The following is a 12,620-nucleotide window of genomic DNA, read 5'->3' as shown; positions in this document are numbered from 1 at the left end:
GGCTTACTTCTTCTCCGCCGCATCGGCGCTGCGAAATGCGGCCGTCGCCAGCATTGATCGCAATCCCGAAACGGACGTTTCCACCCGGGTCGCCGGGCTCGAACAACGCGTCATGGCGAAATTCAGCTTGGCGGCGGCTGCGCTTTCCGCCGGAGTTTCGATTTCCGTACCGAACAGCGTGGCGACATCATCGGGCACCGACCGAACCACGCAGACCGCAATTGCGTCGGACGGGCTGAACGAGGCCACGGCCGGCAGAGCGGCCGCCCGGGCCAGGCGGACATTCACCGCAACCGGGCTGGATTTCAGCAATTGCTCCGCCATCGCACCTGCGCCAAGCAGGTTAACAGCACGCAGGCGCCCGCGGCGAAACGTGCGGCAAGCATCCATGTTTGACCCGACAAGCTGAGCCATGCCTGACGCATAGCTTTTGCTCCGAAAATCCTGACGAAGCATGGCCGCGGCCTTTTCCGGACTGCGCCGAGCAACACAGGTGCCGAATTCGAAAATCCGGCGACGGCCGCGATCCATCGTCGCCTGTTCATCCTGACCATCGCTGACCGGATCGGGCCAGGTTGCAGGACGCGCATCCGTTTGCAGCGGCGGTGCCGCCTGCTGCTGGACAACGGCCAACAGAAGAAGCGCGGCGATCATTCCGCCGCCTCCAGCATGTCGCTGCCGCCACGACGCTCGGCAATGCGACGCTCCATTTCGGGGCGGAAATGGCGGATCAGGCCCTGGATCGGCCAGGCGGCGGCGTCGCCAAGAGCGCAGATCGTGTGCCCTTCCACCTGCTTGGTCACGTTATAGAGCGTGTCGATTTCGCTGACATCGGCATCGCCGGTGCGCATCCGCTCCATCACGCGCCACATCCAGCCCGTGCCCTCACGGCACGGCGTGCACTGGCCGCAGCTTTCGTGCTTGTAGAAATAGGACAGGCGGCTGATCGCGCGGACGATGTCGGTGGACTTGTCCATGACGATGACCGCAGCGGTGCCAAGGCCCGAGCCGAGCGCGCGCAGGCCGTCGAAATCCATCGGCGCGTCCATGATCTGCTCCGCCGGCACCAGCGGCACCGACGATCCGCCGGGGATGACGGCGAGCAGATTGTCCCAGCCGCCGCGAATGCCGCCGCAATGCTTTTCGATCAGCTCGCGGAACGGGATGCTCATCGCTTCCTCGACCACGCACGGTTTTTCGACATGGCCGCTGATCTGGAACAGCTTGGTGCCCTTGTTATTCTCCCGCCCGAAGCTGGAGAACCATTCCGGCCCGCGCCGCAGGATCGTCGGCGCGACCGCGATCGATTCCACATTGTTGACCGTGGTGGGGCAGCCATACAGGCCTGCGCCGGCCGGGAACGGGGGCTTCAGACGCGGCTGGCCCTTCTTGCCCTCCAGGCTTTCGATCATCGCGGTTTCTTCACCGCAGATATAGGCGCCCGCGCCGCGATGGACGAACACGTCGAAGTCATAGCCGGAACCGCAGGCGTTCTTGCCCAGAAAGCCCTTGTCATACGCCTCGGCCACAGCAGCGAACAGCGTCTCCGCCTCGCGGATATATTCGCCGCGAATATAGATATAGGCGGCGCGCGCGCGCATCGCGAAGCCCGCGACCAGCGCCCCCTCGATCAGCTTGTGCGGATCGTGGCGAATGATTTCCCGGTCCTTGCACGACCCGGGTTCGGATTCATCGGCGTTGATGACAAGGAAACTGGGGCGATCCGGCTTCGGCTCCTTGGGCATGAAGCTCCACTTCATCCCGGTCGGGAAACCCGCCCCGCCCCGCCCGCGCAGGCCCGATGCCTTGATCTTTTCGATGATCGTATCCTGGCCGAGTGCCAGCAGCGCCTTGGTATTGTCCCAGTCGCCACGTTGCATGGCCGCATCGATCCGCCATGACTGATAGCCATAGAGGTTCGTGAAGATCCGATCCTTGTCAGACAGGCTCATCGTGCGCCGCCCTTGTCCTTGAAAAACATGAGGTAGATCACGACGCCCAAGCCAATGATGACCAGCGGCCCCATCAGCTTGAACGTCAGCTTGAGCGCCCAACCGAGCACCACGATCCCGCCGATGATGGCGAGAATGGTGACGAGCAGGCTCTGGTTTTTCATGCCCATTCACCCCGGTAATCGTGGTTTTCGGTCACCATCGCAGTCAGCGTGGTCGGCCCGCCCAGCGGCTCGACCGTGTGGCGGCCCGGCTCCTGCGTGCCGGTCTTGGGGCTTTCGCCGCGGGCCAGCGCATCCAGGATCGCAAGCGTGCGATCATAATCCAGGTCTTCGTAATTGTCGTCGTTGATCTGGACCATCGGCGCGGACGAGCAATTGCCCATGCACTCGACCTCGGTCAGCGTGAACAGGCCGTCGGGCGTCGTCTTGCCCTTGACCAGCCCCTTGTTCTTGCACGCCGCCATCACGTCATCCGACCCGCGCAGCATGCACGGCGTCGTGCCGCACACCTGCACATGATAGCGGCCAACAGGGGCGAGGTTGAACATGGTGTAGAAGGTCGCGACCTCGAACACGCGGATATAGGGAAGGTCCAGTGTACGGGCGACGAATTCGATCACCGGCACGGGCAGCCAGCCCTGAGTCTGCGTTTCCGCCCCAACCTGACGCTGGGCCAGATCGAGCAGCGGCAGCGTGGCAGACATCTGCCGGCCCGCAGGATAGCGGGCGATGATCTCCTGCGCCTTGGCGGCGTTCGCCTCGTTCCACGCAAACGCGCCCCACTGCGCGCGGGTCTCGGCCTCGGAGGGGATTTGTGGTGCGTCAGCCATTATCGATCACATTCGCCAAAAACGATGTCCATCGCGCCCAGGATCGCGGTAGTATCCGCCAGCATGTGGCCGCGCGACATGAAGTCCATGGCCTGGAGATGACTGAACGCCGTTGGGCGGATCTTGCAGCGGTACGGTTTGTTCGACCCGTCGGACACCATGTAGATGCCGAATTCGCCCTTGGGGCTTTCGGTCGCCACATACACTTCGCCGGCGGGGACGTGATAACCCTCGGTATACAGCTTGAAGTGGTGGATCAGCGCTTCCATCGACTGCTTCATCTCGGCGCGCTTGGGCGGGCCGACCTTGCGGTCTTCGGTCATGATCGGGCCTTCGGGCATCTCCGACAGGCACTGCTTCATGATGCGGGCGGACTGATACACTTCCTCGACGCGGACCATGAACCGGTCATAGCAATCGCCCTTCGTCCCCACCGGCACGTCGAATTCCATGCGGTCATAGACGTCATAGGGCTGCGCCTTGCGGATATCCCACGGGATGCCGGCCGCACGGATCATCGGGCCGGAAAAGCCCCACTTGATCGCATCGTCGCGGCTCACCACGGCGATATCGACATTGCGCTGCTTGAAGATGCGGTTGTCCGCGACCAGGCTGATCGCGTCACCGAACAACTGCGGCAGGCGCGTGTCCAGCCACTCCGCAATGTCGGTCAACAGCTTGAGCGGCACGTCCTGATGCACCCCGCCGACGCGGAAATAGTTGGAGTGCATCCGCGCGCCCGATGCGCGTTCGAAGAAGTTGAGGCAATCCTCGCGCACCTCGAACATCCACAGGTTCGGCGTCATCGCGCCCACGTCCATCACGTGCGAACCAAGGTTCAGCATATGGTTGGAAATGCGGGTCAGTTCGGCGAAGAACACACGGAGATACTGGGCGCGCAGCGGCACTTCGAGGCCGAGCAGCTTTTCCACCGCCAGCACGAAGCTGTGCTCCATGCACAGCGGCGAGCAGTAATCCAGCCGGTCCATATAGGGCAGCGCCTGGGTATAGGTCTTGTACTCGATCAGCTTTTCGGTGCCGCGATGGAGCAGGCCGACATGCGGGTCGAGCCGTTCGACGATTTCGCCGTCCAGTTCCATGACCAGGCGCAGCACGCCGTGCGCGGCCGGGTGCTGCGGACCGAAATTGATCGTGTAGTTCTGAATTTCGACATCGCCGCCTTCGGTGACGACGGCATTGCTCGACTGGGCTTCCATGGTTTCAGCCATCATTCGCCCCCTTCCGGTTCAGCCTTGGGCTTGCGGGTGCGTTTTGCCGCCGGCTCGGCAGCGGCGTCTGGATCGGCGGCATTGGCACGCGGGGCACGCTTGGCCTTGGGCTTTTCCGGTTCGGCAGCAGTGTCAGCCACCGGCTTGTCCGCGGCATTGTCGCCCGGATCAGCCTTGCCAGCGCCCGTATCGGCCGGGCCATCCGTGGTCTTGGGCTTGTCGACAGCGGCTGCGGTCGGCCCCTTGTCGTCCGCCTTGGCAACCACAGCAGCGGGGGCTGGCGTCGGCGCGCCCTTTGCCTCTGGCTGCGGCGCCTTTTCGTCGCCGGGCAGGACATACTGCGCCCCTTCCCAAGGCGACATGAAATCGAAGCTGCGGAAATCCTGGGCCAATTGCACCGGCTCATACACCACGCGCTTCGATTCCTCGGAATAGCGCAGCTCGACATAGCCGGTCAGCGGGAAATCCTTGCGCAGCGGATGGCCGCGAAAGCCGTAATCGGTCAGGATCCGGCGCAGGTCCGGGTTGCCGCTGAACAGCACACCGTACATGTCGTACACCTCGCGCTCCAGCCAACCGGCGACGGGCCAGATGCCAGTGACGCTAGGCACCGCCTGCACCTCATCGGTAGTCACGCGCACGCGGATGCGGTGGTTCCGCGTCAGGCTGAGCAGGTGATAGCACACATCGAACCGCTCGGCCCGCTCGGGATAGTCCACCCCGGCGATTTCCATGCACTGCTGATATTCAAGGCCAGGCGTGTCGCGCAGGACGATCATGGCGTCGATCAGCCGGTCACGGACGACCGTCAGCGACACTTCGCCGACATGATCGATGGCATCAACCAGCATATCGCCAAGCGCCGTGCGGGCGGTGTCGATCACCCCGTCATTCGGGGCATAGCGGGGGGCGGTCAGCGTGCTCACCGTTCGATTGTCCCTACGCGGCGGATTTTCCGTTGCAGCTGCATGACGCCGTACAGCAGCGCCTCGGCAGTCGGCGGGCACCCGGGGACATAGATGTCCACCGGAACGATACGGTCGCAGCCGCGCACCACCGAATAGCTGTAGTGATAATAGCCGCCGCCATTGGCGCAGCTGCCCATCGAAATGACGTATTTCGGCTCGGACATCTGGTCATAGACGCGGCGCAGCGCCGGAGCCATCTTGTTGCACAGCGTACCCGCGACGATCATCACGTCCGACTGGCGCGGAGAGGCGCGGGGCGCGGCACCGAACCGCTCCATGTCATAGCGCGGCATGTTGACGTGGATCATTTCCACCGCGCAGCAGGCGAGGCCGAACGTCATCCACCACAGCGAGCCGGTGCGCGCCCAGGTGAACAGGTCTTCCGTCGATGTGACCAGAAAGCCCTTGTCAGTCAGTTCGCCGTTCAGATCGTTGAAAAACTGCTGATCGGGCGGGGTGATGGCGCCGCCCTGCGGCATCAGGATGGGAGAGGTCTGATTCATGGCTTATTCCCAATCCAGTGCGCCGACCTTCCACGCATAGACTAGGCCCAGCGCGAGTTCGGCGATGAAGATCATCATCGAAGTCCAGGCGACCCAGCCGAGGTCGAACACGCTGACTGCCCAGGGGTAGATAAAGGCCGCTTCCAGATCAAAAATGATGAACAGGATGGCGACGAGGTAGAAGCGAACGTCGAACTGGCTCCGGCTGTCCTCGAACGCGGGGAAACCGCATTCATATTCGGTCAGCTTTTCCGGGCTGGGCTTGTGTGCGCCGGTCAGGCGGGACACCAGCATCGGCAGGAACACAAATGCGCCGGACAGGAGCAGCGCGACAGCCAGAAACAACAGGATCGGCAGATATTGGCTGAGATCGACCAACTTTCTTCTCGCGCTTGCGGTATGGATTGGGGTGGCTTCTAGGCCGATGCCCCCCGCCCCGCAAGGCCCGGACCAGCGATAATCGCTGGTATTTCCGTCCGGCGTTGAACGGAAAATCCGATGACCGGATGCAAACCCGTCACAGGTTCCGCAGTGAGCCCGCCACAAGCTTGTGAAGCTTGGAATGCAGCGTGTCATTGGCGGCCAGCACCTGCCCCTTGGCCAGCGCCTGATCGGTTCCGCGGAAGTCGGTGACAAAGCCGCCCGCTTCCTTGACCAGCAACAGGCCGGCCGCGATGTCCCAGCTTTTCAGCCCGCTTTCCCAGAAGCCATCATAGCGGCCGGCAGCGACCCAGGCGAGGTCGAGCGCGGCGGAGCCGAAGCGGCGGATGCCCGCCACTTCCGGGGCGACCGCACCGAAAATGCGGGTCCATTCGGCAAAATTGCCATGGCCGAGGAACGGAATGCCCGTGGCGATCAGCGCATCGGCAAGATCGCGGCGGGCCGATACGCGCAGCCGTTCCGACTGAACCCAGGCGCCCCGCCCCTTTTCGGCCCAGAAGCTTTCGTCCGTCAGCGGCTGATAGACGATGCCATGCGTAATTTCCGGCTTGCCGCCCGCCCCGCGCGGATCCTCGACCGCAATCGAGATGGCGAAATGCGGGATGCCGTGCAGGAAGTTGCTGGTGCCATCCAGGGGATCGACGATAAAGCGGGGCTTGTCGGGATCGCCCGCGATCACGCCGCCTTCTTCCAGCACGAGGCCCCAGTCGGGCCGCGCCTTTTGCAGTTCCTCGACAATCGTCTGTTCGGCGCGCTTGTCGGCGATGGAGACGAAGTCGGCCGGTCCCTTGCGGCTGACCTGAAGCTGCTGCACCTCGTTGAAATCGCGGCGCAGGCGCGGCGCTGCCCGGCGGGCGGCGCGGTCGATGACAGTGATCAGGCCGGAATGGGCTACCATGATAAACCTTTGGTCCCTCCCCCGCTTTACCGCGGGGAGAGGGTCGGGAGAGGGAATAAGGCGTCAGTCCGCGCGGCGGACATAGGTCTGTTCGTAGACATCGACGACGATGCGCGTGCCCGATGCGATGTGCGGGGGCACCATGATGCGAACGCCATTGTCGAGCACAGCGGGCTTGTAGCTGGACGAGGCGGTCTGCCCCTTTACCACCGCATCCGCCTCGACAATCGTCGCTTCGATCGTGTCGGGCAGCTGAACGCTGATCGCTTCTTCGTCGTACAGTTCCATGACGACGTCCATGCCGTCCTGCAGGAACGCGGCCGCATCGCCCAGCAGGTCGCGGGGCAGCGTCACCTGATCATAGGTTTCCTTGTCCATGAAGACGAGGCCGTCGCCTTCGGGATACAGGAACTGGAAATCCTTGGTATCCAGGCGGACGCGCTCGACCGTTTCGGCGGAGCGGAAGCGGACGTTGTTCTTGCGCCCGTCGCGCAGGTTCTTCAGCTCCACCTGCATATAGGCGCCGCCCTTGCCCGGCTGGGTGTGCTGAATCTTCACCGCGCGCCAGATGCCGCCTTCATATTCGATGATGTTGCCGGGACGGATGTCCACACCGCTGATCTTCATAGCGATCGCCTGCCTGCCAAGGATGAGAAAGAAGGCGGGGCCATAGCGGCTGGCGCGCGGCGGGGCAAGCCGGAGGCGGACCGACTGACGGAGCGGCACCGGTTGACAGGTCGGTTGACAGTTTGGACAGAATGACCCGGTTTTACAGGACCCCGATTGACCGTCGTTGCGTCTGTCGCGGGACCGGACGAACTGAGCGGCCAGGCTGTCATGCAGCCAGATCAAGCACGCCAAATCCAACTTTACCAGCCCCGACCGGCGGCGTTGCGGGGCCCGCTAGAACCGGACCCTCAGCCGTTCGACGCTGGTCGCCGGATGTTGATCGTCGGGCATCGAATCGCCCACTTCGCGCTCCAGCGCGGTGCGGATCGCCTCAATCTCGTGATCCGTGCGGTGTTCGATGCCGATGAACGCATTGCGCGCCTCAGCATTGGCGCGGATCAGCTCGTCGAGCTTGGCCTGCATGGCGGCGGCATCGCGGTTCTGCGAGTTCTGGATCAGGAACACCATCAGAAAGGTGATGATCGTGGTCGCGGTGTTCACCACCAGCTGCCAGGTGTCGGAATAGTTGAACAGCGGCCCGGTGACGAGCCAGAGCAGGATCACGCCAAGCGCAGCGGCAAAGGTGACGGGCTGTCCCGCCAAGCGGGAAGTCAGCCCGGCCAGCCGGGTAAACACCCGGTCAAGCATCACCGCCGCCCAGCAGGTCGGCAAAGGCCCGCACGGCCGCCGCCTCGTCCCCATTCCACACCGCGCCGCATACGGCGAGGAAGTCTGCGCCAGCGGCGACGAGCGGTGCCGCATTGTGCGGCGTGATGCCGCCGATCGCGACACAGGGCAGTTCGAACAGGGCGGTCCACCAGGACAGGATTACCGGTTCGGGAACGTGGCGAACCGCCTTTGTCGTGGTGGGATAGAAGGCGCCGAACGCGACATAATCGGCTCCCGCCTCGCCCGCTTCCATCGCCAGATGGCGGCTGTCGTGACAGGTGACGCCGATCTGCGCCTGTGGCCCCAGCATCGCCCGCGCCTCCCGCGGATCGCCATCCCCCTGCCCCAGATGCACGCCGTCGGCGCCCAGCCGCTTGGCCAGGCTGATCGAATCATTGACGATGAACGCGACATCGCGGTCGGCGCACAGGCGTTGCAGCGGTTCGGCAAGGCGCGCGGCCTGATGCTGGTCCACGCCCTTTACCCGGAACTGAAAGGCCGCAACCGGCCCGGCGTCGAGCGCACGCGCCAGCCGATCGGGATAGTCGCCGCCGACATCGGGCGGAGAGATCAGATAAAGCTGACAGGCGGGGCGGCGATCATCGCGCACGAACTGCGCGGCAAAATCGGGATCGAGCGGGCCTAGCGGATCATCATCAAGCGTCATGCGGACGCTGTAGCGAGAGCCGCGCGCGGATGCCATGCCCGCGCGCGTGCTCCGCTCCCTCTCCAAACCGTTCAGGCCGCAATCGCGTCCTTTTCGACCGATGCGGTATAAATTTCGTCAATCGCCTGCCCCAGCGCGGCGTCGAATTCGGCATCGGTCATGCCGTGGCGCAGATCGTTGAGCAGCGCGCGGCTGAAGCTGGCGATCATGCCGCGATTCTTCGCCAGTTCGGCACAGGCCTCAGTCCGCGCAAAGCCACCGGACAGCGCAACGACGCGCAGGACGCGCGCATGATCGACCAGCTGATCGAACAGGCCGGGCTGCGCCGGGATGGACAATTTCAGCATCACCCGATCGGTGCCCGGCATCGCATCCAGCGCGCGCAGGATGGAATCGCGCAGCAACACATCGGCATCGGCCCGTTCCGGCGATTTGATGTTCACTTCCGGTTCGATGATCGGAACAAGGCCAGCGGCCAGGACATGGCGCGCCACGTCGAACTGCTGTTCCACCACGGCGTCGATGCCGGCCGGATTGGCCAGATTGACGACCGAGCGTTCCTTGGTCCCGAACACGCCAAGCGTGGCCGCACGGGCGAGCAGATCGGACAGGCCGGGCATCGGCTTCATCAACTGAACGCCGTTCGCCTCTGCCTCCAGCCCCTTGTCGATCTTGAGGAACGGGACGATCCCCTTTTGCACCAGCGCCGTCGGCACCGGCACGCCATCGACATCGCCGTCCATCGTGCGTTCGAACAGGATCGCGCCAATCACCTTGTCCCCGCCGAACGCGGGCGAGCGGATGATCCGGGCGCGCATGTCGTGGATCAGCGCGAACATCTCTTCATCCGACGTCCATGCGCCCGCGTCGATGCCATAACCCTGCAGCGCCTTTGGCGTCGAGCCGCCCGACTGATCCAGCGCGGCGATGAAGCCGTGGCCGGTGGCGATCTTGGCAGTCATATCAAGGCTCATGGCGCATCCCTTGGTAGCTCACATACGTATGCGGATGCCCCTAGCCGGACTGGTGTTGCGCCGCAACAGCGTAAACCATCATTGCTGTCGGTTCAGCGCGACAGCGCGGCGACGCCGGGCAATTCCTTGCCCTCCATCCATTCCAGAAACGCGCCGCCCGCGGTGGAGACGAAAGTGAAATCGCCCGCGACCCCGGCCTGATTGAGCGCCGCGACGGTATCGCCGCCGCCCGCGACCGACACCAGCGACCCTTCCTTGGTCAGCGCCGCCGCCGTGCGGGCCAGCGCCACCGTGGCGGCATCGAAGGGCGGGGTTTCGAACGCACCCATCGGCCCGTTCCAGACGAGCGTGCGGCAGGTTTTCAGGACATCGGCCAGCGCCTCGGTGGCGGCGGGGCCGGTATCCAGGATCATTTCGTCGGCCGCGACCTCGTGCACATTGACGGTGCGCAAGCTGGGCGGATTGGCGGCAAACTCCTTTGACACCACCACGTCATAGGGCAGGTGGACGGTGCAGTTGGCCGCATCGGCCGCGTCCAGGATCTCCTCGGCGGTGCCGGTCAGGTCATGCTCGCACAGGCTTTTCCCCACATCCACGCCGCGCGCGGCAAGGAAGGTGTTGGCCATGCCGCCGCCGATGATCAGATGATCGACGCGGGCGACCAGATGCTTGAGCACATCGAGCTTGGTCGACACCTTTGCCCCGCCGACCACGGCGGCGACGGGGTGTTCGGGATTGCCCAGCGCCTTGTCGAGCGCGTCCAGTTCCGCCTCCATCTGCCGCCCGGCAAAGGCGGGCAACGCGCGGGCCAGCCCCTCGGTCGAGGCATGGGCGCGGTGTGCGGCGGAAAAGGCATCGTTGACGTACAGGTCGCCCAGCGCGGCCAGCCATGCGACGGTTTCAGGCGCGTTCTTTTCCTCGCCCGGATCGAACCGGGTGTTTTCGAGCAGGCCGATATCGCCGGGACGGAGCATGGCGACCGCTTCCGGTGCGGCGCTGTGCGGGATGAACCGCACTTCGCGGCCCAGCACGGCGGCAAGCGCGCCGGTCACCTGGCTCAGGCTCTGGGTCGGGTCGGGCCGTCCCTTTGGCCGGCCGAAATGGGCCAGCACGACAACGCGCGCGCCGCGATCGGACAGTTCGGCAATGGTCGACACCGCAGCGCGCAGGCGGGTGTCGTCGGTGACCGATCCATCGGCCATCGGCACGTTCAGATCCTCGCGCACCAGCACCCGCTTGCCAGTGATGTCGCCCATGTCGTCGAGCGTGCTGAAGCTGCGTGCCATGTCGGCTATTCCCTTTTCATGTGGCCGGACCGGTCCGGCCGGATCGTTCAGATGGGCGGTTTTTCAACAATGCGGATCGCATCGCCCACCGCAATGTCCCCGCCGCGGATGACCCGTGCCAGCGCCCCGCCCCGCCAGTCCGGCGTCAGCGCGGCGCGAAGGCCGTCGACAATCTCGTCCATCCGGGAACAGGGATCGCATTCGACGGTCAGTTCCATCAGCACCGTGTCGCCGATCGCCAGCAGCGTGCCGGGCGTCTGCGGCAGGTCGAAATCCTCGACCAACAGGTTGGCGCGCCGGTGCCACCAGGGCAGATTATGGCCCGTTTCCGCCATAGCGGCGGCCCAGTCGCCCGCCTCCATCAGCGAGACCTGACGCTTGCCGGTGCCGCCGGGCTTGCGCGCGCCGCGCAGGTCGCCGGCGATGCCGCCCTCCACCGACACGCTGGCCCGATCGATCCGCTCGATCGGGCCGCGCGAGCGCGCATGGCGGGCAATGCCGGCGATGCGGCCCATCGGGATTACAGGAACTTTGCCATGGCACCGGCGGTATCGACCATCCGGTTGGAAAAGCCCCATTCATTGTCGTACCACGACACGACGCGAACCAGCTTGCCGTCGATCACTGCGGTTTCCAGGCTGTCCACCGTGGACGAGAACGGCGTGTGGACGATGTCGGCCGACACCAGCGGATCGGTGCTGTATTCCAGCACGCCCTTCATCGGGCCATCGGCAGCGGCCTTGAGCAGCGCGTTGATTTCCTCGACGCTGGTATCGCGCTTCGGCTGGAACGTCAGGTCGACCAGGCTGCCGTCCGGCACGGGCACGCGCACGGCCGATCCGTCCAGCTTGCCCTTCAGTTCCGGCAGCACTTCGCCCACCGCGCGGGCAGCGCCGGTGGTGGTCGGGATGATGTTCATCGCAGCCGCCCGTGCGCGGCGCAGATCGGGGTGGATCTGGTCCAGGATCTTCTGATCGTTGGTATAGGCATGGACCGTCGTCATCAGGCCGCGTTCGATGCCCACGCTGTCGTTCAGCACCTTGGCGACGGGGGCCAGGCAGTTGGTGGTGCACGATGCGTTCGAAACGATGACGTGATCGGCGGTCAGCTTGTCATGGTTGACGCCATAGACGACCGTCAGATCGACATTCTTGCCCGGCGCGGAGATGAGCACGCGCTTGGCACCGCCCGCCAGATGCTTTTCGCAGGCCGCCCGGTCGGTGAAGAAGCCGGTGCATTCCAGCACGATGTCGACGCCATTGTCACCATGCGGCAGGTTGGCGGGATCGCGTTCCGCCGTCACCTTGATCCGCTTGCCATCGACGATCAGGTCGCTGCCATCGGCCGACACCTCGCCCGGATACCGGCCGTGCACGGAATCGCGGGAAAACAGCCAGGCATTTGCCTTGGCATCGGCCAGGTCGTTGATCGTCACCAGTTCAAGGCCGCTGTCCGCCCGTTCCAGGATGGCGCGCGCCACCAGCCGGCCGATGCGTCCGAAGCCATTGATCGCAACTCTGGTCATACAGTTT

At 64.5% G+C, this 12,620-nt stretch carries 16 protein-coding genes; all 16 read right to left on the bottom strand.

Annotation, left to right across the window (positions count from 1 at the left end; translation table 11 throughout):
• Positions 1–3: 3 nt before the first annotated feature.
• The 16 genes from ACNI3Q_RS01530 to gap all read right to left on the bottom strand — a co-directional run bounded on the left by ACNI3Q_RS01530 (position 4) and on the right by gap (position 12,613).
• The gene (locus ACNI3Q_RS01530; RefSeq protein WP_426273548.1) at positions 4–654 is read right to left on the bottom strand and encodes a hypothetical protein; all 651 of its coding nucleotides are present in this window, start codon (positions 652–654) and stop codon (positions 4–6) included.
• Positions 651–1,952, bottom strand: a complete 1,302-nt coding sequence (gene nuoF / locus ACNI3Q_RS01525) for an NADH-quinone oxidoreductase subunit NuoF (protein WP_426273546.1) — start codon at positions 1,950–1,952, stop codon at positions 651–653. Before nuoF ends, ACNI3Q_RS01530 begins: the two co-directional genes overlap by 4 nt.
• On the bottom strand, positions 1,949–2,116 hold the full coding sequence (locus ACNI3Q_RS01520; protein ID WP_426273544.1) for a hypothetical protein: 168 nt from the start codon (positions 2,114–2,116) through the stop codon (positions 1,949–1,951). Before ACNI3Q_RS01520 ends, nuoF begins: the two co-directional genes overlap by 4 nt.
• Positions 2,113–2,784: a complex I 24 kDa subunit family protein gene (locus ACNI3Q_RS01515; RefSeq protein WP_426273542.1), complete on the bottom strand. Its 672-nt coding sequence runs from the start codon at positions 2,782–2,784 to the stop codon at positions 2,113–2,115. Before ACNI3Q_RS01515 ends, ACNI3Q_RS01520 begins: the two co-directional genes overlap by 4 nt.
• Positions 2,784–4,013: an NADH-quinone oxidoreductase subunit D gene (locus ACNI3Q_RS01510; protein ID WP_426273540.1), complete on the bottom strand. Its 1,230-nt coding sequence runs from the start codon at positions 4,011–4,013 to the stop codon at positions 2,784–2,786. The genes ACNI3Q_RS01515 and ACNI3Q_RS01510 overlap by 1 nt, the downstream gene beginning before the upstream one ends.
• Positions 4,013–4,939, bottom strand: coding sequence for an NADH-quinone oxidoreductase subunit C (locus ACNI3Q_RS01505; RefSeq protein ID WP_426273538.1), 927 nt, complete (start codon positions 4,937–4,939; stop codon positions 4,013–4,015). Before ACNI3Q_RS01505 ends, ACNI3Q_RS01510 begins: the two co-directional genes overlap by 1 nt.
• Positions 4,936–5,484, bottom strand: a complete 549-nt coding sequence (locus ACNI3Q_RS01500; protein WP_426273537.1) for a NuoB/complex I 20 kDa subunit family protein — start codon at positions 5,482–5,484, stop codon at positions 4,936–4,938. The genes ACNI3Q_RS01505 and ACNI3Q_RS01500 overlap by 4 nt, the downstream gene beginning before the upstream one ends.
• A 3-nt stretch (positions 5,485–5,487) precedes the next feature.
• The gene (ndhC, locus tag ACNI3Q_RS01495) at positions 5,488–5,862 is read right to left on the bottom strand and encodes an NADH-quinone oxidoreductase subunit A (protein WP_426273536.1); all 375 of its coding nucleotides are present in this window, start codon (positions 5,860–5,862) and stop codon (positions 5,488–5,490) included.
• Between the two features lie 139 nt (positions 5,863–6,001).
• Positions 6,002–6,823, bottom strand: a complete 822-nt coding sequence (locus ACNI3Q_RS01490; RefSeq protein WP_260019696.1) for an inositol monophosphatase family protein — start codon at positions 6,821–6,823, stop codon at positions 6,002–6,004.
• Positions 6,824–6,886: 63 nt separating this feature from the next.
• Entirely contained in the window at positions 6,887–7,450 is a 564-nt protein-coding gene (efp, locus tag ACNI3Q_RS01485; RefSeq protein ID WP_260019697.1) for an elongation factor P, read from the bottom strand.
• Between the two features lie 276 nt (positions 7,451–7,726).
• On the bottom strand, positions 7,727–8,140 hold the full coding sequence (locus tag ACNI3Q_RS01480) for a low affinity iron permease family protein (RefSeq protein WP_426273535.1): 414 nt from the start codon (positions 8,138–8,140) through the stop codon (positions 7,727–7,729).
• Positions 8,133–8,828: a thiamine phosphate synthase gene (gene thiE / locus ACNI3Q_RS01475; RefSeq protein WP_426273534.1), complete on the bottom strand. Its 696-nt coding sequence runs from the start codon at positions 8,826–8,828 to the stop codon at positions 8,133–8,135. The genes ACNI3Q_RS01480 and thiE overlap by 8 nt, the downstream gene beginning before the upstream one ends.
• Positions 8,829–8,899: 71 nt before the next feature.
• Positions 8,900–9,802, bottom strand: coding sequence for a fructose bisphosphate aldolase (locus tag ACNI3Q_RS01470; RefSeq protein ID WP_426273533.1), 903 nt, complete (start codon positions 9,800–9,802; stop codon positions 8,900–8,902).
• Between the two features lie 92 nt (positions 9,803–9,894).
• Positions 9,895–11,088 (bottom strand): phosphoglycerate kinase, encoded by a 1,194-nt coding sequence (locus ACNI3Q_RS01465; protein ID WP_426273532.1) that lies wholly within the window; start codon positions 11,086–11,088, stop codon positions 9,895–9,897.
• A gap of 47 nt (positions 11,089–11,135) precedes the next feature.
• Positions 11,136–11,603 carry an MOSC domain-containing protein gene (locus ACNI3Q_RS01460; protein ID WP_260019702.1) on the bottom strand — a complete coding sequence of 156 codons (468 nt, stop codon included), beginning with the start codon at positions 11,601–11,603 and terminating at the stop codon, positions 11,136–11,138.
• A 5-nt stretch (positions 11,604–11,608) separates the two neighbouring features.
• Positions 11,609–12,613 carry a type I glyceraldehyde-3-phosphate dehydrogenase gene (gene gap / locus ACNI3Q_RS01455; protein ID WP_260019703.1) on the bottom strand — a complete coding sequence of 335 codons (1,005 nt, stop codon included), beginning with the start codon at positions 12,611–12,613 and terminating at the stop codon, positions 11,609–11,611.
• Positions 12,614–12,620 lie beyond the last annotated feature (7 nt).

Source organism: Sphingomonas eleionomae (assembly GCF_049889035.1).
Taxonomy (GTDB): domain Bacteria; phylum Pseudomonadota; class Alphaproteobacteria; order Sphingomonadales; family Sphingomonadaceae; genus Sphingomonas.
This window is presented reverse-complemented; position numbering and strand designations above follow the sequence as displayed.